The sequence below is a fragment of the Vibrio sp. St2 genome, assembly GCF_947311885.1.
GTDB lineage: Bacteria > Pseudomonadota > Gammaproteobacteria > Enterobacterales > Vibrionaceae > Vibrio > Vibrio coralliilyticus.
Genome location: NZ_CAMZNA010000004.1, coordinates 251,551 through 273,919, shown reverse-complemented (window position 1 = coordinate 273,919; position 22,369 = coordinate 251,551). Strand labels below are relative to the sequence as shown.

Annotated in this window: 17 protein-coding genes; 10 read left to right on the top strand and 7 right to left on the bottom strand. The window is 47.1% G+C overall.

Annotated elements, in window-relative coordinates; all coding sequences use genetic code 11:
* Window positions 1-32 precede the first annotated feature (32 nt).
* The 7 genes from panC to sfsA form a co-directional block, all read right to left on the bottom strand.
* Window positions 33-935, bottom strand: a complete 903-nt coding sequence (gene panC / locus QMA41_RS14900; RefSeq protein WP_019276929.1) for a pantoate--beta-alanine ligase — start codon at window positions 933-935, stop codon at window positions 33-35.
* Window positions 936-946: 11 nt separating this feature from the next.
* A complete protein-coding gene (gene panB / locus QMA41_RS14895; protein WP_006958115.1) occupies window positions 947-1,741 on the bottom strand; it encodes a 3-methyl-2-oxobutanoate hydroxymethyltransferase in 795 nt (264 codons plus the stop codon).
* Between the two features lie 23 nt (window positions 1,742-1,764).
* Window positions 1,765-2,250 (bottom strand): 2-amino-4-hydroxy-6-hydroxymethyldihydropteridine diphosphokinase, encoded by a 486-nt coding sequence (gene folK / locus QMA41_RS14890; protein WP_019276927.1) that lies wholly within the window; start codon window positions 2,248-2,250, stop codon window positions 1,765-1,767.
* Entirely contained in the window at window positions 2,247-3,617 is a 1,371-nt protein-coding gene (pcnB, locus tag QMA41_RS14885) for a polynucleotide adenylyltransferase PcnB (RefSeq protein WP_019276926.1), read from the bottom strand. Before pcnB ends, folK begins: the two co-directional genes overlap by 4 nt.
* A gap of 113 nt (window positions 3,618-3,730) precedes the next feature.
* Window positions 3,731-4,621, bottom strand: coding sequence for a tRNA glutamyl-Q(34) synthetase GluQRS (gene gluQRS, locus QMA41_RS14880; RefSeq protein WP_229630146.1), 891 nt, complete (start codon window positions 4,619-4,621; stop codon window positions 3,731-3,733).
* 70 nt (window positions 4,622-4,691) lie between these two features.
* Complete coding sequence (gene dksA / locus QMA41_RS14875; RefSeq protein WP_006958112.1) at window positions 4,692-5,138, bottom strand: RNA polymerase-binding protein DksA; 447 nt, start codon at window positions 5,136-5,138, stop codon at window positions 4,692-4,694.
* Between the two features lie 139 nt (window positions 5,139-5,277).
* Window positions 5,278-5,991 (bottom strand): DNA/RNA nuclease SfsA, encoded by a 714-nt coding sequence (sfsA, locus tag QMA41_RS14870; protein ID WP_099607670.1) that lies wholly within the window; start codon window positions 5,989-5,991, stop codon window positions 5,278-5,280.
* Window positions 5,992-6,045: 54 nt separating this feature from the next.
* Between sfsA and hrpB the strand changes: the two genes are divergently transcribed.
* From hrpB to QMA41_RS14820, 10 genes are all read left to right on the top strand, one after another.
* Entirely contained in the window at window positions 6,046-8,502 is a 2,457-nt protein-coding gene (gene hrpB / locus QMA41_RS14865) for an ATP-dependent helicase HrpB (RefSeq protein ID WP_281630061.1), read from the top strand.
* Window positions 8,502-10,862 (top strand): penicillin-binding protein 1B, encoded by a 2,361-nt coding sequence (mrcB, locus tag QMA41_RS14860; RefSeq protein WP_171347472.1) that lies wholly within the window; start codon window positions 8,502-8,504, stop codon window positions 10,860-10,862. The genes hrpB and mrcB overlap by 1 nt, the downstream gene beginning before the upstream one ends.
* Before the next feature lie 121 nt (window positions 10,863-10,983).
* Window positions 10,984-13,224: a patatin-like phospholipase family protein gene (locus QMA41_RS14855; protein WP_281630097.1), complete on the top strand. Its 2,241-nt coding sequence runs from the start codon at window positions 10,984-10,986 to the stop codon at window positions 13,222-13,224.
* 297 nt (window positions 13,225-13,521) lie between these two features.
* Complete coding sequence (acnB, locus tag QMA41_RS14850; protein WP_064488028.1) at window positions 13,522-16,110, top strand: bifunctional aconitate hydratase 2/2-methylisocitrate dehydratase; 2,589 nt, start codon at window positions 13,522-13,524, stop codon at window positions 16,108-16,110.
* 105 nt (window positions 16,111-16,215) lie between these two features.
* On the top strand, window positions 16,216-16,587 hold the full coding sequence (locus QMA41_RS14845) for a YacL family protein (protein WP_281630060.1): 372 nt from the start codon (window positions 16,216-16,218) through the stop codon (window positions 16,585-16,587).
* Window positions 16,588-16,776: 189 nt separating this feature from the next.
* Window positions 16,777-17,115 (top strand): P-II family nitrogen regulator, encoded by a 339-nt coding sequence (gene glnK, locus QMA41_RS14840; protein ID WP_004742633.1) that lies wholly within the window; start codon window positions 16,777-16,779, stop codon window positions 17,113-17,115.
* A 26-nt stretch (window positions 17,116-17,141) separates the two neighbouring features.
* Window positions 17,142-18,371, top strand: coding sequence for an ammonium transporter (locus tag QMA41_RS14835; RefSeq protein ID WP_019276919.1), 1,230 nt, complete (start codon window positions 17,142-17,144; stop codon window positions 18,369-18,371).
* Window positions 18,372-18,525: 154 nt separating this feature from the next.
* Window positions 18,526-19,539: a Fe(3+) ABC transporter substrate-binding protein gene (locus QMA41_RS14830; RefSeq protein WP_281630059.1), complete on the top strand. Its 1,014-nt coding sequence runs from the start codon at window positions 18,526-18,528 to the stop codon at window positions 19,537-19,539.
* A gap of 158 nt (window positions 19,540-19,697) precedes the next feature.
* On the top strand, window positions 19,698-21,323 hold the full coding sequence (locus QMA41_RS14825) for an iron ABC transporter permease (RefSeq protein ID WP_281630058.1): 1,626 nt from the start codon (window positions 19,698-19,700) through the stop codon (window positions 21,321-21,323).
* The gene (locus QMA41_RS14820) at window positions 21,323-22,354 is read left to right on the top strand and encodes an ABC transporter ATP-binding protein (protein ID WP_038163360.1); all 1,032 of its coding nucleotides are present in this window, start codon (window positions 21,323-21,325) and stop codon (window positions 22,352-22,354) included. Before QMA41_RS14825 ends, QMA41_RS14820 begins: the two co-directional genes overlap by 1 nt.
* Window positions 22,355-22,369: the final 15 nt, after the last annotated feature.

The window sequence follows — 22,369 nt, the reverse complement described above, 5'->3', positions numbered from 1 at the left end:
TAACGTCAACCCTTTTTTGTGCTTGCTTCTCGCTATTCAGCGCTTTCTGACGAGGCTTCAGTGTTTTCCTCTTCCTTCGCCTCTACCACCATTTCAACGACTTGATTATCGATCAAACGGGCTTTGCCTAAGAAAGCGGACATTAAGATCACCGCTTGAGTCGTCTCTGCTGTGACGGCTTGGAGAGTGCGTGCATCGCGAATAAAAATCTCATCCGGCTGTAACCCAGCAGCACGAAGCTGATCGCTGGCATCTTCAATCACAGAAGCGTAATCATCACGTCCACCACGTATAGCGCTGCTGATCCAACGCATTGTACGTGCGAGTACCGGCGCACGTTGTCGTTCATCAATCGTCAGCAGGCCGTTGCGTGAGCTCATCGCTAGACCATCCATTTCACGTACCGTAGTGACGCCAACGATATTAATGTCCATTGCCAAATCTTCAGTCATTTTGCGAATGACAGCCAGCTGTTGGAAGTCTTTCTCACCGAAGCAAGCGGCGTCGGGTTGGACAATATTAAATAGCTTGGTTACCACTGTCGCAACACCACGGAAATGACCGGGGCGCGAGGCACCTTCAAGGATATTCGACAACCCAGTGACTTCGATTGAAGTTTGTTTGTCTAGACCCTCTGGATAAATTACTTCTGGGGTTGGTGTGAAAACAATCTCAACGCCTTCACCACTCAGTTTGCTGAGGTCATCTTCCAGGGTACGTGGGTAGTTGTTAAGGTCATCACTGCGGTCAAACTGCATCGGGTTGACAAAAATGCTTACCACGACGACGTCAGCGTGCTCACGCGCTTTACGAACTAGAGTGAGGTGACCTTCATGCAGGTTCCCCATTGTCGGAACAAAGGCGATTTTGCGGCCGTCACGCTTATACTGTTTGATTTGCTCGCGAAGAGCGGCAATTTCAGCAAAAGTTTGCATCAGTCAAATCCTTACGCAATTGTGTGGGCTTCACCTGGGAATGCGCCACTTTCAACTTCGTCTTTGTACATAGCTACAGCTTTACGCATGTCGCCCGTTTCAGCAAGGAAGTTCTTTGAGAACTTCGGCATGTAATTGGCTGAAATTCCAAACATATCATGCATGACTAAGATCTGGCCGTCGGTGGCATTGCCAGCACCGATACCGATGACAGGTACGTCACATACTTCAGTAATGCGCGCTGCAAGATCACGTGGTACACACTCAAGCAAGATCACCTGCGCACCCGCTTCTTGGAGTGCCAATGCGTCGCGAACCATACGGTCTGCTTTGTCTTGATCACGCCCTTGAACTTTAAAACCACCAAAGATATTGACCGATTGTGGCGTCAGACCTAAGTGAGCACACACAGGTACGGCACGCTCGGTTAGCATTTTGACTGTATCGACTAGCCAATCGCCGCCTTCAATTTTGACCATGTTTGCACCAGCTCGCATGATCTGAGCGGCACTTTCGCACGCTTGCTCAGGTGTCGCGTAGCTCATGAATGGCATATCAGCCATCAGCAGGCAGTTAGGGCTGCCAGCACGCACACAGCGAGTATGGTAAGCAATCTCTTCCACTGTCACTGGGAGTGTGTCACGTGTGCCTTGCAGAACCATGCCCAGTGAATCGCCAACCAGTAGTACTGGCATTTCTTCACTTTCGAAGAGTTGAGCGAAGCTCGCGTCATAAGCTGTAGAAGTAGCAAATTTACGACCTTCCTGCTTCCAGTTCATTAGGTCGTTTATGGTGATTTTTTTCATGATTTTTCCTTTTAAGGAGTTGGCTATGATTGCCAAATACGCAGACCGTTTTGCTCAACGACTTTTAATAGGTCTTCCAGTCTGGTCCCACATGGGAGGGTTAAATTTGGTGCGATTTCCGCGAGCGGGTAGAGCACGAATTCGCGCTCCTTCATTCCATAGTGAGGAACAGTCAGACGCTCGGAATCCATCACCTCATTGCCGTAAAGAACAATATCTAAGTCCAGGGTTCTTGGGCCCCATCGCTCATCTTTACGGACACGCCCTTGCTCTTGCTCGATAGCTTGAGTGCAATCGAGCAGTTCAAGTGGCGTTAATTCAGTTGTGATTTCGACCACCGCATTGATGTAATCCGGTTGGTCTTGCGGCCCCATTGGGGTACTGCTATACAAGTTTGAGCTTTGCTTAAACTGGGATTTTGGCAGTTGCTTAAGCGCTTCGATAGCATCATTCGCCTGTGTAACGGGATCAGCAAGATTACTGCCCACCGCAATAAAAACAGTGCTCATGATGTTGAAGCCTTGGTTTTTTTCTTGCGAAATGGTTTACGACGACGCTTTTTGCCCTGCTCAGGAGACTCTGCGTCCAAATCTGCCACCATGGACTGACGCATGTTGCGCCCTGCGTTTTGGAAGGTTTCCCACCATTTGGCTAATTGTTCAGTTTCACCACCTTCAATTTCACCGCGCATTTCAAGAAAATCAAAGCCAGCACGGAACTTGTTAAGTTCCATTAAGCGGAAAGCGCGTTTGCCATTACGACGTGGCATGCGAAGTTGCAATTGCCAGATTTCGCGAATCGTTGCGGTATGGCGGCGAGGGATGGCAATAGTACGAACCTGCTCATCAAGGATGTAATTACTGGCTTCCATGATGGCATCATAGGCAGAGAGCTTACGCTTCTCCATCAGTAATTCTGCACGGGCTTGCAGTGGGTACCACAACATAGCCGCGAACATGAAAGCAGGATTAATTCGTTTGCCTTCTTCAATGCGTTGATCAGTAGAATCTAAAACGAGATCCAGCATCTGCTCGGTTTTTGAGGAGTATTCCTCTGTGAAGTCTTCAGAGATGACAGGGAAGAGTTGCTGGAATAGGTTGTACTCACGCATCAGGTGGTAGGTTTCTAAACCATAACCTGATTGCAGCATCTTGAGTGATTCTTCGTACAGGCGTGCCGATGGAATATCACGTAGCAGTGGTGACATTTCTTCAATAGGTGCTGCTGTATCTTCCTCGATATCGAAGTCTAGCTTTACGGCAAAACGAATGGCACGCAGCATGCGAACTGGATCTTCACGATAACGCGTTTCAGGGTCGCCAATCAGGCGCACTAATCTGTCTTCTAAGTCTTCATTACCGCCAGCATAGTCATGAATCGCATAATCACCGATGTTGTAGTACATCGCATTGATGGTGAAATCACGGCGTTCCGCGTCTTCGTCAATGGTGCCATAGACGTTATCGCGCAACAGCATGCCTTCTTTCGATTGCTGAGAAATATTTTTGCTGGTTTCTTGATGGTGACCGCGGAAAGTCGCTACTTCAATAATATCGCGGCCAAACATGATATGCGCTAGACGAAAACGGCGGCCAATCAGGCGGCAGTTCTTGAACAACTGGCGAATTTGCTCAGGTGTGGCATTGGTTGCGATATCGAAATCTTTTGGGTTCTGTGCAAGCAGCAGATCGCGCACGCCTCCACCGACAAGGAAGGCATCAAAGCCTGCACCATGAAGTCGGTATAGCACCTTCAATGCATTGTCGCTGATTTGCTTGCGAGAGATATTATGCTCTTGGCGAGTAATAATGTTCAGAGATAACTCTGGATAACTGTCTTTTTCGCTTGGTGTATAGTCGTTTTTAGTCATGTGCATCTGTTACTCATTAGCGAGGCATGTCTTGAAATACCTAGTGTTGAGTATGCCTGTATAGGACTTGCTGATGATTCCGTTTATGCCCTTGGGGCGAATTTGCGGCTAATAATAGCTTACAGTGAGCGGTTTGAGAATCTTGCTTTGATTTCAGTCGTGTCAGGTAACTGGTTGATATGCCAGTTTTTGACTCCCCACTCTATGATATCTTCTATATCAGCCTGTTCAATTTCCCTATTAATATCAAAACCTAAGAAGCGCATGGCTTCAATCAAAGCGGGTTTTGGGTTGCCATTATCAATCGCTGGCGCATGGTTCTGCTTGGATAATTTATGACCATGCTCATCAAGTGCCAAAGGCAGGTGCAGATAACGAATGGGTATTTTCCCCAGTATCTGATAGAGACTGAGTTGTCTCCCCGTTGGCTCGATCAAATCGGCGCCACGGACGACTTCAGTCACACCTTGCTCAATATCATCCAATACTACTGCAAGGTTATACGCAAATAATCCGTCTCGGCGCTTTATAATAAAATCTTCATCTGCCAGTTGCGAGGGAATGTTGAGTCGGCCGTGTTTGCGATCATCAAAATAGTAGACTGGATATGTCATCTTGAGGCGAATCGCACACTCAGAATGATTCGTCAGTGTGAGCTGACGGCAGGTTCCGTTGTAAAAGCCACCCATTGCTTTGACTTGCTTACGCGTGCATTTGCAGTAATACGCTTGCTGTGCGTTTAGCCATCGCTCTATCTGTTCTTGATACAAAGCGTGTCGCTGGCTTTGATAGACCACTTCACCGTCCCAGTGAAGGTGATAGGCGTCGAGCGTTTTGAGGATTAAGTCGGAAGCTCCGGGCATTTCTCTCGGTGGATCAAGGTCTTCGATTCGAACCAACCATTGTCCTTGTTGAGATTTGGCCTGTAAGTAACTGCCTAGCGCGGCAACCAAAGAGCCGAAATGAAGCGGGCCTGAAGGTGACGGGGCAAAGCGTCCTATATAACTCATACACTTTTTGTCGCAATAAAACTAAAAAGGGAGCATACGCTCCCTTGATTCTTTGGTCAAAAGCAGTGGTTTAGCCTTGCATCTGCTTTTCTTTGATCTCGGCCAGTGTCTTACAATCAATACACAGATCTGCGGTTGGGCGAGCTTCCAGACGACGAATACCAATCTCGATACCACAAGAGTCACAGAAGCCAAACTCATCTTCTTCGATTTTGTTCAACGTTTTCTCGATCTTCTTGATTAGGCGACGTTCGCGGTCACGGTTGCGCAGCTCTAGGCTGAATTCTTCTTCCTGAGACGCACGGTCAACTGGATCTGGGAAATTTGCCGCTTCGTCCTGCATATGGTGAACGGTGCGATCAACTTCTTCCCTGAGCTGGTTGCGCCATGCTGTCAAAATTTTCGTGAAATGAGCCAGTTGCTCTGGTGACATGTACTCTTCACCAGCTTTCTCTGTGTATGGCTCAACCCCTGCAATGGCTAGGATGCCTAGCGCTTTTTTCTTCGATTCTGGCATGCAGCATCTCCTACTAACACCTAGTCAACTGCGCTCGCAGTTAAATTTTAAGGCGGCTATCTATAGCAAAAAGAACAATTCGAGGCAAACTCTAGAGAGTAAACTTGCTGCCTATGTGAAGGCGACATCATTTTTTCTCTCAATAGGTGAAATTGATACGTTCCACCAGCTTCATCTCGGTGTTTGAAAGCTCCGCTTTGTAGCACAAAACTTCCACCCCTTGTTCCTGTGCGCTTTTCAACAATTGTGAATATTTTGCGTCTATATGGTGTGCTGGAGAGACTTTTTCAATCCCTGAATGTAAAACAGTGAACAAAAGTACTGCTCTGCTTCCATTTTGCGCCATTTCTGTGAGCTCTCTCAGGTGCTTTTGACCACGGGTGGTCACAGCATCGGGAAAGTAGCCTTGTCCTTGTTTTTCCTCATCAAGTAGCGTAACGCTTTTCACCTCTATATAGCACGTTGGTTGGTGTTGTGATTTGAGCAAGATATCAATCCGGCTATTTTCACTACCGTATTTGACCTCTGTTTTGAGCTGCTCGTAACCTTGTAATTCTTTAATAACACCCGCTTCAATTGCTTCAACCGCCAATTGATTGGCACGTGCAGTGTTGATGCAAATACGATGCCCATTCGAAGTTTGTGTCAGCTCCCAACTATTGGGGTATTTGCGTTTAGGGTTATCGGATGTGGAGTACCAAACGGTGTTGCCGGCAGTCGCACAACCGGTCATTGCCCCTGTGTTGGCACAGTGAATGGTACGTTCGCTGTCATCTGGCAAGGTAATATCAGCCAGAAAGCGCTTGTAGCGCTTAATTAAGATTGCAGATTCGAGTGGGGGATCAAACTTCATTTAGAACTGGATTTATGTACAATATTCACATCATTACACCATAAGGTTTTTCCATTGTCACAGCTGCCTATCGAGAGCGTGATGCATGAGCTACTCTCAAGCGTGCGAACTCGTTCTCAAGTTATCCTCAAAGCTGCGCCCGGTGCCGGTAAATCCACCTACTTTCCTCTGCAATTGCTTCGTGAGAATGTTGTTGAAGGGAAAATCATCATGCTTGAACCCAGACGTCTTGCTGCGCGTAATATCGCTCGTTATTTGGCTCAGCAACTGGGAGAAAATGTCGGTCAGCAGGTGGGCTATAGAGTGCGGGGAGAAACCAAAGTAGGCCCAGATACTAAGTTGGAGATTGTGACTGAGGGCATTATGACCCGAATGATCCAGTCAGATCCTGAACTCGATGGTATCTCACTGCTAATTTTTGATGAATTTCATGAACGTAGCATTCATGCCGATACCGCATTGGCATTCAGCCTCGAGATTCAAGAAGCATTTCGTGAGGATCTAAAACTGGTGGTGATGTCGGCAACACTTGATCAACGGGCGTTGAGCCAACTGATGCCGGATGCGACATACATTGAGTCTCAAGGTCGCAGTTTTCCTGTTGAATATCGCTATCAGCCGCTAAAACCGAATGAGCGATTGGAAGAGGTGATGGCAAAGCAAATTGCTTCGCTGCTCAGCAAAGAATCTGGCTCTGTTTTGGCTTTTTTACCTGGTGTTGCGGCAATAAAGCGTGTGGCTGAGATAATGGGTGACCTGCCAGATAACGTCGAAGTATGCCCTTTGTACGGACAACTTAGTTTTGCTCAGCAACAAACGGCAATTCAGCCAGCACCCAAGGGTAAACGTAAGGTGGTGCTGGCGACTAATATTGCTGAAACGTCATTAACGATCGAAGGCATTCGTTTGGTTGTGGATGCAGGGTTAGAGCGAGTGGCGAAGTTTGATTTAAAAAGCGGTGTGACAAAACTGGATCAAAGTAGAATTGCGCAATCTTCAGCCGAGCAACGTGCAGGGCGTGCCGGGCGTATTGAGCCGGGGATTTGCCTGCGTCTGTACAGTGAAAGCCAGTTGAATCAGCAACCAGAAGTACCTTCGGCGGAAATTCTTCACTCAGATTTGGCTGCATTAACATTAGAGTTAGCACAGTGGGGCGCAGCGGCTGTCACTGAGCTGAAATGGCTTGATATCCCTCCTCAGAGTAGCCTGAATCAATCTCGCCGTTTACTGAACAAACTGGGGCTTTTAGATGACAACCACCAGTTAACCGAACATGGTCGGCTGGCAAGCGAGCTTGGTGTTGAGCCGCGAATCGCTGCGATGTTGATGCACTCTGAGCAACAGTGCTGGAAAAATACCGCCTCAGCGGTGGCTGCTTTAATAGAAGAGCCTGAGCGCAACGTGCTTGATTTCATGCACAGTATTGATCGCTTTAAGCGCGGCCTTCACAGCAAACAGAAAATCGTGCTGCAGCGTGGACAAGCTTTGGCGCGTAAGTTATCTGTGAACTTTTCGCTTCAAGACGTTGATGAGTTTCTAGTCGCAGTGATTTTGGCAACGGCTTTTCCGGACCGTATTGGCCAACTGAGAAAAGGGCAGGCGGGTAAGTTCTTATTGGCGAACGGTCATGGGGCTGAAATGGCCGATGACGAACGCCTCGCGACCGCTGAGTATTTGGTGGTGGCGGATTTGATGCGTAGCCACTCTGATGCCTCAAGAGTTTTTCTCGCCGCGGAACTGGACATCACTGCAATCGAGAAATGGCTTCCTCATTTGATTGAGGAGAAAGAAAGTGTCGATTGGGACGACAACAAAGGGCGATTGATAGCAGAACATCAACGTAACCTTGGGCGATTGGTGATTGAACGTCGTCCACTCCCTGAGCCAGATAAACAAAAAATTACTCAGGCTTTACTCAACTGTGTCCGTCGAAAAGGCTTGGGCGTATTAAACTGGTCAACAAGCAGTCTAGAAACCTTAGAGCGTATTCGCTGCGCAGCTGAATGGTTACCAGAACATCAATGGCCCGGTGTTTCTGATGCAGAATTGTTGGATAATCTAGAACAATGGTTAGAGCCTTATCTAGTTGGAGTAAGTTCACTTAAAGCGCTAGCTAAAGTGGATTTGGAGCCTGCCCTAATGGCTTATATTGCTTGGCCACTCAGTCAGGAAATCGACCAATGGTTACCGACGCACTACATCGTACCAACAGGTTCGAAGAAGAAGATACGTTATCAATTTGGTCAAGAGCCGGTACTTTCGGTGCGAATGCAGGAAATGTTTGGCGAACAGAGGTCGCCTCACATTGCTGAGGGGCGTAAAACCTTAGTGGTGGAATTACTATCCCCAGCACAGCGACCGCTGCAAGTAACGCAGGATTTAGCTAGCTTTTGGGCGGGAGCATACAAAGAAGTGCAAAAAGAAATGAAAGGGCGTTATCCCAAGCACGTTTGGCCAGACGATCCGGCTAACCATATGGCAACGACCAAAACTAAGCGACAACTGAAATAATGACCAAGAAAAAAACACCGGCGAGCAGCAAAACTAAAACAACCAAGAAACCTGCTCGCAAACGGGCGACAGCGAGACGCAAGCCAACCCCAAAAGGCCAACGTAGCTGGTTGAAAATTGTATGGGGAGTGACCTGGAAGCTTGGTCTTGCTGGGTTTGCCTTACTGCTGTTTGTCGGTATTTACCTAGACAGTGTGGTTAAACAGCGTTTCGAAGGTCAGCTGTTTGATCTGCCGACCGTGGTTTACGCTCGCATTCTTAACCTTTCTCCGGGCGATTCGATTTCGATTCAGGAAGTTCGCAACGAACTCGATGTGCTCAACTACCGTAAAGTACGCCAGCCTCGTTATCCTGGTGAGTATTCGTCGTCGTCAACCAAAATTGAACTGATTCGCCGTCCGTTTGAGTTTACTGATGGGCCGGAGCCTGATCGTCATGTGATGCTGCATTTTGACCGTTCTGGCTTACTTCGTATTCAGTCGCTCGAATCCTCCGGTGATCTGGGCTATTTGCGGATCGAGCCGAAGATGTTGGGCATGCTGGAGAAGAATCATGATGAGCAGCGTCTGTTCTTGAGGCGTGATCAGTTTCCTGAAGTCATGGTTGATGCATTACTGGCTACTGAAGACAGAGACTTTTATCAGCATGATGGAGTATCCCCGTTTGCGATTGCCCGAGCATTAGTTGCCAATGTCAAAGCGGGTCGTACGGTGCAAGGGGGGAGTACCCTGACTCAGCAGCTCGCGAAGAACATCTTTCTCTCCAGTGATCGAACGCTTTGGCGTAAGATCCGTGAAGCCTACATCGCATTGATCATTGATTATCGCTACAGCAAAGATCGTATTCTGGAAGGTTATCTGAATGAAGTGTATTTAGGACAAAGTCGCGGAGAAGCCATTCACGGCTTTGGATTAGCTTCCCGCTTATACTTTGGGCAGCCGATTCAAGAACTGCGCATTGACCAGCTCGCATTACTGGTGGGTATGGTAAAGGGGCCATCCTATTACAACCCGGTACGCTTTCCTGAGCGAGCCAAAGAGCGTCGAGATTTAGTGCTTCGTCTGATGATGCAGCAGGGGATCCTGAGTGCTAACCAGTACGATATGGCAGCTAGTCGCCCACTGGACATTCAGGATAATCCTCGTATTGCTAGCCGCCAGCCGGCTTACTTTCAGCAGTTGAAGATTGAGCTGAAAGAGAAAGTTGGTGATGCGTTTCAGTCGGACATTGGCCTCAGGGTGTTTACATCTCTCGATCCGGTTTCTCAACAAGAGTTGGAACAGGCTATTGCCAAGAAAATACCTCAGCTTAGCAAAGTCGCAGGCAAGTCACTTGAAGGAGCTGCAATCGCCGTTGACCGCCATACCGGAGAAATACGCGCTATGGTCGGAGGTAAACGGACAGGCTATGATGGATTCAATCGTGCGCTGAATGCCAGTCGTCAGATAGGCTCGTTAGCTAAACCAGCAGTCTATCTCACCGCTTTGGAGCAGCCTGACAAATATAATCTGGCTACGACTTTGCACGATAAACCGATCAGCCTTAAGGGTTCAAAAGGCAGTGTTTGGTCGCCGCGCAACTATGACCGTAAGTTTCGAGGGGATGTGCCTTTGTACATTGCATTGGCAAAATCTCTCAACGTACCGACTGTGCAGCTAGGTATGCAGCTCGGCATTCCAAATGTTGTCAATACTTTGGAGAAGTTGGGTGTTGACAGAAATGAAATTCGTCCTGTGCCATCAATGTTCCTTGGTTCCTTCACATTAACGCCATTCCAGGTCGCTCAAATGTATCAGACGTTGACCAATTCAGGTAAGCGCGCTCCGTTGTCTGCACTGCGCTCGGTGGTCGATTTAGAAGGTAATGCGCTATATCAGTCACTGCCGCGAATGTCTCAAACTATCGACCAGCAAGCAGCTTGGCTGACGACCTACGCTATGAAACGCGGCGTCTTAGAAGGCACTGGCCGTTATCTCAACAGCCAGTTTGGCTGGGCGGCGTTAGCTGGAAAAACGGGAACCAGTAACGATACGCGTGACAGCTGGTTTGTTGGTGTCGATGGACGCGAAGTAACAACTATCTGGCTTGGTCGAGATGATAATAAGCCAACAAAACTTACGGGTTCCAGCGGTGCGTTACGAGTCTATGCAGAATATCTCAACCACCGCATACCGGAAAAACTGACGTTACCTTGGCCAAAGGGAATCAGTACTCTTGGTTTTTCTCATACTGAACAAGGCAGCCTGCAACTGGACTGCGATAACCAGTTTAAGCTGCCAGTTTGGGACACAAACAATGTGCTCAAGCAGCAGTGTGACAGCAAACCCACTCAATGGATTAAGAAAATATTTAGTTGGTAAACAGTTGGTTGTGTCAATAATATAAAGCTATCGGCTTCTGTACGTTTGCGAATGAGACGGGAACTCTAGAGTGAAAAAACTAGTCTGGCTTCTATTTATATCTGCGGTTGTGTTACCACGCATGGCGTTTTCTGATACAGGAGAGCATGTTGCATCAGAACGGCCAAAAATCGCGGTGGTTCTAGCAGGTGGTGGTGCCAAGGGGGCGGCACACATCGGTGTTTTGAAAGCGCTTGAAGAGCTCAGAATTCCTGTCGACTATATCACGGGTACCAGCATGGGGGCCTACGTGGGCGGCTTGTACGCAACAGGCATGAGTGCGGATGAAATTGAAAGCCTGACTGAGACCATAGATTGGAACAGTGGCTACCGCGATCGGGTTGATCGTAGCCAACGTCGTGTACGCGACAAAGAATACGAAGACCGATTCCAGCTGACGACAGATTTAGGCCTCGGCTGGAATGGAGTGCGTGCCGCGCGCGGTATTGTGCAAGGGCAGGGAATGCTCAGAATTCTGCGTGAATCGTCTGGCAACCTTCCACCGTTTGAGTCTTTCGATGAACTTGCCATTCCTTATCGCTCAGTCGCAACCGACATTCTGGAGCTCAAACCTGTTGTTATAAAAAACGGCTACCTCGTTGATGCAATGATGGCCAGTATGTCGGTTCCGGGGGCGTTACCGCCTTACGAACTCAATGGTCAGCTTCTGGTGGATGGCGGTGTAACCAACAACATGCCTGTCAATGTTGCACGAGATCTAGGTGCAGATATCGTTATTGCGGTTGATATTAGTACCGATTACAAAGACGAAGAAGACTTCACAACCTTGTTCACCGTAGCGGATCAACTGTCGAATTATTTAGTGCGTAGCACGACTAATCGTCAAGCCAAAACGCTGACGGAAGACGATGTTTTCCTTAAGCCTCAAGTTGGCGATATGGAAACGACAGAGTTTGACAAGATGCCCGAAGCGTTTAAAAAGGGTTATCAAATTGCCATTCAAAACCAAGAATTACTCAAACGCTACAGCGTGTCTTCATCTGAGTATCAGGATTACGTTGATCACAAAGAGGATGTACGCAGAAAACTGAGATATGGCGATGAAATTAAGGTCGATAAAGTCGTTATCCATAACCACACTCATTACAGTGATGATGTACTAAAAAAGCACTTGGGTCTTGATTCGGGTCATCGCTATAAAACGTCCGAAGTCGAGCAGGGTGTTCAGAACCTTTACGCGCTGGATCGTTTTGAATTGATCACTTATCGCTATGACAAAATTGATGATCAAGATGCCTTGATTGTTAACGTCAAAGAAAAGTCTTGGGGGCCGAACTATGTGAACTTCCGTTTCTTCCTTGAAGATGACTTTGACACTGACAGCCAGTACGCGATAGGGATATCGACCAATTTTACTGATCTGAATGAATACGGTGCAGAGTTTACCCTCAATGTTGAAATGGGCACGGATAAACTCTTAGAAGGTGAGCTTTATAGTCCGTTATTTTCCAGTTCAGATCTCTTTACCACTTTGGGTATTACTTTTAGCAATGAGAAGGTTAATGTGCCACCAGATGGGGGCGACATACCGTCACTAAAAGCGACTCAAGATTTTATCCCGATATCTTTCACTGAATGGGAGTCTGAGTGGGCTATTGGTTACCAAGATACCTTGTGGCGCCGATTTAAAGTCGGTGTCAGATACACCGATGGTTCTGGAGAACTCGCGTCGCTGCCATCACTAGGCGATGTGTCATTTAAGAGATTAGGCGCATTTGCCAATTATCGCATCGACACCTTAGATAACTACAGTTTGCCAAGTAGGGGTTTGTACCTGAATCTGGATTACTTAGTGTCGCATGATGAAAGCGTCGGCAGTCCAGGCAGTGTCTTCGATGGTCATGATGAAGATACGGCTTATGAATATGGCGCTAAGATCATCTACGCCAATAGCTTTTCTCGCCATACTTTGGTCGCAAACCTCGACGTTGGGGTGGTAGAAAGTAAAAACTCCTCTCTTATTATCGACCCCAAAGAGCTCGGCGGTTTTCTCAATTTATCAGGTATTCCACGTAACAGCTTGATTGGTCAGAACAAAGCATTTGGTAGTTTAGTGTACCGTTATCGCTGGTTCGACAATGATTTTGGTCTGTTCTCTTCCCCGTTTTATTTAGGGGCATCGTTTGAATACGGCGGTGTGTGGTCAGATCCAAGCGTCAAACTTGATACCGCACCACTATATGCTGCGGGCTCAGTGTTTGCGGGGGTTGACTCCCCCGTTGGGCCAGTCATGTTTGGTTATGGTCGAACAGAACAAAATTTCGATTCTATCTACCTGATTATAGGGACGAGCTTTAAATAGTTATTCAATAATTTATTTCGTCAATCTCCCATTCTCAAAGCAGGGAATTGACGGAATTAAGCAAGGAAAATCATAGAACTTTAGTCTTAAGTTGCTATGTTGGTCAAAATGATGAGATTTTAATTTATCGTTAAATTTGCTATTCTACCGCCCACAGTTTGGCCTCTCTGGCACTGTTTCTCACTCAAAATGAATGAAAAATATGGCAAAAGGAGAGCCAAGTTTCCAAGGATGTTCACTTCGTTACGTTGAATAATAGTAATAATAACGGAGGAACCGCAATGAGAGGAAAAAGTCGTGCTTGAAGCCTACCGTAAACACGTCGCAGAGCGTGCTGCTGAAGGAGTTGTTCCTAAACCACTAGACGCCGAGCAAGTTGCTGGTCTTGTCGAACTTCTGAAAAATCCCCCTCAAGGTGAAGAAGCTGTAATTCTTGACCTACTAGAGAATCGTATCCCACCTGGCGTAGATGAAGCTGCATATGTCAAAGCAGGTTTTCTGACGGCTATTACCAAAGGCGAAGTGGAATCACCGCTGGTAAGTCGTGAAAAAGCAGCTGAGCTGTTGGGTACGATGCAGGGCGGCTACAATATTGCTCCGCTAGTTGACCTTCTTGATGATGACGCTTTGGCATCTATTGCTGCAAAAGCACTGTCTCACACTCTACTTATGTTTGATGCTTTCTACGACGTAGAAGAGAAAGCGAAAGCAGGTAACACTTACGCACAGCAAGTACTGCAATCTTGGGCTGATGCTGAGTGGTTTACCTCTAAAGAAAAAGTAGCAGAAAAAATTACCGTTAAAGTATTCAAAGTCACTGGTGAAACTAACACTGATGACTTGTCTCCGGCGCCTGATGCATGGTCACGTCCAGATATCCCAGTGCACGCGAAAGCGATGCTTAAAATGGAGCGTGACGGTATCAACCCAGATCAACCGGGTAGCGTTGGTCCAATTAATCAAATTGAAGAACTGCAAAAAGATGGTATTCCATTGGCTTACGTCGGTGATGTCGTGGGTACAGGTTCTTCACGTAAGTCGGCTACGAACTCTGTGCTTTGGTTCATGGGTGAAGATATCCCTTACGTTCCAAACAAGCGTACAGGCGGTATCTGTTTAGGCGGTAAGATTGCACCAATCTTCTACAATACGATGGAAGATTCTGGTGCGCTTCCAATCGAACTGAACGTACAAGACATGAACATGGGTGATGTGATTGAAATTTACCCATATGAAGGTGTTGTGCGTAAAGATGGCGCAGAAATCTCAAACTTTGAGCTGAGCAAGGTACTTCTTGATGAAGTGCGTGCTGGTGGTCGTATCCCGCTGATCATTGGTCGTGGTCTAACAAGCCGTGCTCGTACTTCACTAGGTCTTGAAGAGACAGATCTGTTTGCTAAGCCTGTAGACCCGTCGGCTTCTAACAAAGGTTATACACTGGCTCAGAAAATGGTCGGTAAAGCATGTGGCGTTGAAGGTGTTCGCGCTGGTCAATACTGCGAGCCTAAGATGACGACTGTAGGCTCTCAAGATACAACAGGCCCTATGACGCGTGATGAGCTAAAAGACCTTGCGTGTCTTGGCTTCTCGGCTGATCTAGTGATGCAGTCTTTCTGTCATACTTCTGCGTATCCAAAACCAGTTGACGTAAACACGCACCACACACTACCTGATTTCATCATGAACCGTGGTGGTGTCTCTCTTCGTCCAGGCGATGGCGTTATCCACTCATGGCTAAACCGTATGCTTCTTCCTGATACTGTTGGTACAGGTGGCGATTCGCATACTCGTTTCCCTCTGGGTATTTCATTCCCTGCAGGTTCCGGTCTAGTTGCATTTGCAGCGGCAACAGGTGTTATGCCTCTGGATATGCCTGAATCAATCTTGGTTCGTTTTAAAGGCGAAATGCAGCCAGGTATCACACTACGTGACTTGGTTCATGCGATTCCTTACTACGCAATTCAGCAAGGTCTATTGACGGTTGAGAAAGCAGGTAAGATCAACGAATTCTCTGGTCGTGTACTTGAAATCGAAGGTGTTGAACACCTAACCGTAGAGCAGGCATTTGAGCTCTCAGATGCTTCTGCAGAGCGTTCAGCGGCAGGTTGTACAGTTAAGCTGTCTCAAGAGTCGATTGAAGAGTACCTAAACTCGAACATCACCATGCTTAAATGGATGATTTCTGAAGGTTACGGTGACCGTCGTACTATTGAGCGTCGTATCACGGCAATGGAAGAGTGGTTGGCAAATCCTGAGTTGATGGAAGCAGACGCAGACGCAGAATACGCTCACATCATTGAAATCGATCTAGCAGAAATTGATCAGCCAATTCTGTGTGCTCCAAACGATCCGGATGATGCCCGTCTACTCTCTGAAGTTCAGGGTACAAACATCGATGAAGTCTTCATCGGTTCTTGTATGACTAACATCGGTCACTTCCGTGCTGCAGGTAAGCTGCTAGAGCAATTCGGTGGTCAGTTGGATACTCGCTTATGGGTTGCGCCACCAACGAAGATGGACCGCGATCAGCTAACTGAAGAAGGTTACTACGGTATATACGGCCGTGCTGGTGTTCGTATTGAAACGCCAGGGTGTTCACTATGTATGGGTAACCAGGCACGTGTGGCAGATAAAGCGACAGTAATGTCGACTTCGACACGTAACTTCCCGAACCGTTTAGGTACTGGTGCTAACGTTTATCTTGCTTCTGCTGAGCTTTCGGCGGTTGGTGCGATTCTAGGTAAGATTCCAACTAAGGAAGAGTACCTAGAGTATGCAAAACAAATCGATGCGACAGCAGCAGACACATACCGTTACTTGAACTTCCATAAGATGGATCAGTACACCAAGAAAGCGGATTCAGTGATTTTCCAAGAGCCTGCATAAGCGCTTAAAAAAGGATGATGAAAGCGTCTGCCTCGGCAGGCGCTTTTTTTGTGCTTTTAGGATTGTCTCTATATACTCTGCGCTCCGTTTTCATGAGGCAGCACGATGGAATTTGAATTTATCCGCAATACATTGATGGGCGAATACTACGTTAAGTCAAGTATGGGCCATGAAATTGTTGGTCGCTGGTTGCAGGAAGAGATCGGTAAGGATTGGCAGAAGATAGAGCAGGTCGAGTCTATGCTAGTCGCTGTACACCAGTCTCCACTTCAGGAACACACTATGCTGGGTACTGAGATTTCCATCTCTATTCATGGTGATGAAGTCACCATTCAGGAGAATGTGTTGGCGCATGGAGAAGCGATGGCAGAAGACAGCGAGTTTGATTTTTATGACAGTGAGAGTACGGCCAGTTGTGGTTTAGATGACTTTGAGCTGCTAATTGAACAATGGAAAGAGTTTCTGACCACCAAATAGATCTGCACTGATATAGTGAAGAATGAAATCATTGCCTCATTATTGTGATAAAGGCGCACCATAACGGTGCGCCTTTTTGCGTATTCGGCGTCTTGTAATGAATAAATCATTATTTATCAGTCTCTTAATAAGTTGGCATGTCACTTGGATTATAAAAATAAAAAGGATGACAGCTTCAGAGAGGATGCGATGAAACTTATTAATGCGATTATCAAACCATTCAAATTAGACGATGTTCGAGAAGCACTTGCTGATGTCGGTATCGAAGGTATGACGGTATCAGAGGTGAAAGGATTTGGGCGTCAGAAAGGCCATACCGAGCTTTATCGTGGTGCAGAGTACCAAGTGGATTTCTTACCCAAGGTAAAACTAGAAATCGCGACACAAGCTGAAAATGTAGATCGCGTGATTGAAGCTGTATCTAAAGCGGCGCACACCGGAAAAATCGGTGACGGAAAAATCTTTGTCTACGACCTGAGCCAGGCAGTGCGTATTCGTACTGGCGAAATGGACGCTGAGGCACTTTAAGAATTCAAAGGACTGGAGACATTAAAATGGAATTAACAACTACAGTAACGGAATTACGTTACGCACTGGACACTTTTTTCTTCCTCATTTCAGGTGCGTTGGTAATGTGGATGGCAGCCGGTTTTGCCATGCTTGAGGCGGGATTGGTTCGCTCAAAGAACACCACTGAAATCCTAACTAAAAACGTTTGTCTATACGCGATCGCATGTACCATGTACTTGGTGGTTGGTTACAACATCATGTATGTCGACAATGGCGAAGGCGGCTGGCTACCTTCATTTGGTGCACTGATTGGAACACAAGGGGAAGGTGCAGACCACTCATTAGAATCTGACTTCTTCTTCCAGGTGGTGTTTGTTGCAACTGCTATGTCTGTTGTGTCTGGTGCAGTCGCAGAGCGGATGAAACTGTGGTCATTCCTTATTTTCTCAATGGTACTTACGGCATTTATCTACCCAATGGAAGGTTACTGGACTTGGGGTGGAGGCTTCCTGTCAGAAGCGGGCTTCAGTGACTTTGCTGGCTCAGGTATTGTACACATGGCGGGTGCAGCCGCGGCATTAGCAGGCGTATTACTACTAGGCGCTCGTAAAGGCAAATACGGTAAAAATGGTGAGATTTACCCGATTCCGGGTTCGAACATGCCTCTTGCAACACTGGGTACTTTTATCCTTTGGTTCGGTTGGTTTGGTTTCAACGGTGGCTCTCAGTTGATGGTTTCTGACTTTGAGAATGCAACGGCAGTAGGTCAAATCTTCCTCAACACAAATGCAGCAGCAGCGGCTGGCGCAATTGCAGCACTTCTCGTGTGTAAAACTACGTGGGGTAAAGCAGACCTGACGATGATCCTCAACGGTGCACTGGCTGGTCTGGTTGCAATCACTGCGGACCCATTGTCTCCATCTCCTATCTATGCAGTAGCTATTGGTGCAGTATCAGGTGCGCTAGTTGTGTTCAGCATCATTGCTCTTGATAAGCTTAAGATTGACGATCCAGTGGGTGCGATTTCGGTGCACGGTGTGTGTGGTTTCTTCGGCCTGATGGTTGTGCCACTGAGTAATGGTGATGCAACGTTTGGTGCTCAGCTATTGGGTGCGGCGGTTATATTTGCTTGGGTATTCGGTGCAAGTCTTGCTGTATGGGCTGTTCTGAAAGCAACTATCGGAATCCGAGTGTCTGAAGATGAAGAATTGGAAGGTATGGACATGCACGATTGTGGTGTTGGTGCATATCCTGAATTTGTGACTGTGAAGTAAGTCAGAGCAAGACATAAACTGTTACAAATAAAATACTCAAAAACCTGCTCTACTGGGCAGGTTTTTTTGTTTTGTGTCATTGTTTTCTAAATCATCATGAATATAATAACGCAACTGATAAACGTTATCATTACGAAGTTAAAGGACTGAACCAATGAAAAAACTGCTGACTCTTTCTGCTTTAGCATGTGCAACATTAGCACCGACTGCGATGGCTGCTGAAGAAGTGAACGTCTACTCTTACCGTCAACCTTTCCTAGTTGAACCTATGTTCAACGAGTTCACTAAAGAAACAGGCATCAAAGTAAACGTTAAGTTCGCAAAGAAAGGCCTAGCAGAGAAACTAGCTCAAGAAGGCGAGTACAGCCCAGCTGACGTGATTCTTACCGTAGACATCAGCCGCTTGTCTGAGCTAACTAAGCAAGGTTTGGTTCAGTCTGTAGAAAGCGCTGTTCTTGAAAAGAACATTCCAGCTCAGTACCAAGATGCTGACAATGAGTGGTTTGCTCTAACAACTCGTACTCGTAGCGTTTACTCTTCACGTGACCGTGTTGGTAAGCTAGGTGATGATTTCACGTACGCTGATCTTGCTAAGCCTGAATTCAAAGGCAAAATCTGTACTCGTAGTGGTAAGCACCCTTACAACGTTTCTCTAGTCTCCTCTATGATTGCTCATAAAGGCGAAGCGGAAACTAAAGCGTGGCTAGAAGGCGTTAAAGCTAACCTAGCGCGTAAACCTCAAGGTAACGACCGTGCACAGGTTAAAGCGATCAAAGAAGGTCTATGTGACGTTTCTCTGGGTAACAGCTACTACCTAGGTAAGATGGTTAACGATAAAGAGCAGAAAGCGTGGGCTGATGCTGTTTACATTAACTTCCCTAACCAGAACACAACTGGTACTCACGTAAACATCTCTGGTATGGCAATGGCTAAGTTCTCTCCAAACAAAGAGAACGCACTTAAGCTGATGGAATTCCTAGCTGGTGATAAAGCACAAAGCATGTACGCTGAAGTGAACTACGAATACCCAGTGAAAGAAGGCGTTAAGCGTTCTGATCTAGTTGCGTCTTGGGGCGACTTCAAAGCTGATACGATTTCTCTAGATGAAATTGCTGACCACCATGCAGCAGCAATCAAGCTTCTTGACGAAGTGAAGTTCGACCTGTAATCGTTCGACGCTTTATATACAGCCTCAAGTCGCTCTTTTACAAGGGTAACTTGAGGTTGTTTGTTTATAAGGGTATAACAGACCCTTAAGCGTATTAAAGGTATATGAGATGTATTAGCAAGTGCATTTGAGTGATGTATACCTGTGATTGTTAGGCGATGAAAGAAAATAATTATTTATGGAAAACCAGTAGTGGGACGTTAGCCCTGCTACTGGTTTTGCCGATCTTAGCGATATTCCTTACCTCTATCGGCGAGACGGATGACCTGTTCTCGCATCTGATGTCGACGGTAATGCCAACCTATACCTTTAATACGGTAGTCTTGGCCGCAGGTACGATGGCTTTGTCCCTAGTTTTTGGTATTCCTTCGGCTTGGATTATGGCCATGTGTCGGTTACCCAGCGAGCGGATTCTGCAATGGGCCTTGGTGTTGCCTCTGGCCATGCCGGGCTACATCGTTGGTTACATCTTTACTGATTGGCTCGACTTTGCCGGACCAGTGCAAATCTTGCTGCGTGATTTAACAGGTTGGGGCCCCGGAGATTATTGGTTTCCTGATATCAGAACCTTGACTGGCGCTATCATCGTGCTGGCATTGGTGCTTTACCCTTACGTTTATCTGTTGTGTCGTGCTGCATTTATGGAGCAGAACGTCTCTTTGCTGCAATCAGCGCGCTTGTTGAAATGCTCTCCTTGGGAAAGTTTCCGTCGTATCTCGCTTCCACTCGTTCGCCCTTCAATCGCCGTTGGCCTCTCACTGGTCGCAATGGAAACCATTGGTGACTTTGGTACGGTGAGCTATTTTGCCGTCAACACGCTGACTACGGCGGTTTACGATACCTGGCTTGGTTACTCAAGCTTGACTGCGGCCGCTAAAATTTCCGCCATTATGTTGGTGTTTGTGATTCTCCTGCTTAGCGCAGAGCGTTACAGCCGCCGTAAACAAAAACTATTCCAGAATCAGTTCAGTAGCCGAGAAGACTTTCGCTACGAGTTAACTGGCTGGAAGAAGTGGCTGGCGCTGACTTGGTGCTGGGGACTGGTCGCGATTGCATTCTTGTTCCCGTTGATGCAACTGGTGATCTACGCTTATAAGTATTTTGCACAGAGCTGGACACCGGAATTTCGAGAGTATGCGCTCAATAGCCTCTACGTTTCGCTATCGGCGGCCGTCATTGGTGTGATTGTCGCGGTTATTGTGAATTTTTATAATCGCTTATCAACCAACCGTCAGGGGCTGACGTTCATGCGCTTGTCTTCGATGGGGTATGCGGTACCGGGGACCGTGTTGGCGATCGGGGTAATGGTCCCGGTTTTGTTTATGGACCACTTGGTCAATGACATTGCCAAATTTATGCAATGGGGTAGGCCGGGGCTGGTTTTTTCAGGCTCAATGTTTGCGCTTATTTTTGCCTTGGTCGTTCGATTCTCAGCGGTTGCAATCGGCAGTATTGAAAGCAGCTTAAATAAGGTTTCGCCCTCTCTGGATATGGCTTCCCGCACTATGGGGTGCAATTCCAATCAGATGTTGTGGCGAGTGCATTTCCCTTTGATTCGCCGTGGTGCCTTAATTGCTGGTTTGTTGGTTTTTATCGAATCAATGAAAGAGCTGAATGCCGCGTTGCTGCTTAGGCCTTTCAACTTCGAAACATTGGCAACCTATGTCTACAACTTTGCCTCTGACGAACAACTCGAATTGGCAGCCTTACCTGCGGTGCTGCTGGTATTAGTCGGATTGATTCCCTTAGTTATGGTTAACCGTTCACTGGAGCATACACACTGATGAGCTGTGCATTATCAATCAATAACTTAACTTGTAAGTACGATGAACAGACCACCGTATTGGAATCTCTTTCGCTAGAGGTGGAACACGGTGAGATTGTTTGCTTACTGGGCGCGAGTGGCTGCGGGAAGACCACTTTACTTAAAGCGATTGCGGGCTTATTACCGCTCAGTTCTGGCTCAATGAGTTTGAACTGCATGACAATTGATGACGGTAAACACTGGCTGCCGCCTGAGCAGCGTAATATTGGTATGATTTTTCAGGATTACGCTCTTTTTCCGCACTTAACCGTTGAGGAAAATGTGGCGTTTGGTCTGAAGGCATTGGCTAATGGTGACAGAAAAGCCAAAGTGGCAGAAATGCTTGAGCTGGTTCACCTGACAGGGTTCGAAGAGCGCTATCCACATCAGTTGTCCGGTGGACAACAGCAGCGTGTTGCTATTGCTCGTTCATTGGCATACAAGCCTGACTTACTGCTGTTAGATGAACCTTTCTCTAACATTGATACTCAGGTTCGCCACGAGTTGATTGCTGAAATCCGTAAGATCTTCAAGAAACATGGCGTCACGGCGATCTTTGTCACTCACAGTCGGGAAGAGGCGTTTGCCTTCGCCGATAAGATGGCCGTGATGAACCACGGTGTGATTGAACAATACGGTACGGCGAGTGAGCTTTATTATCAGCCTTCGAGCAAATTTGTTGCGGATTTCTTGGGTGGTGGCAGTTACCTGATTGCTAAGCGTGTGTCTGAGTCTGAGTTTGAAACTGAGTTGGGCTTGGTTGAGGCGCAAGCTCAGCAAGAAATTCAGCTACAAGCAGAATGTGAGCTGTTGCTGCGTCCACAGCATGTTCAGATCAGTGCGACTGAGGAGAGCAGTGTGACGGTCTTGGAGCAACAGTTTATGGGGGACCATTGCCGTTATGTGATTGATGCCAGCGGTAGCCGATTGTTGGCCAGCTCAGCGGAGCCACTGTCGATAGGTCAACCTGTCTCGGTTAAAGTTGAAACGCAAGGCGTATTGGCTTTTTAAACAACAAAACACCCA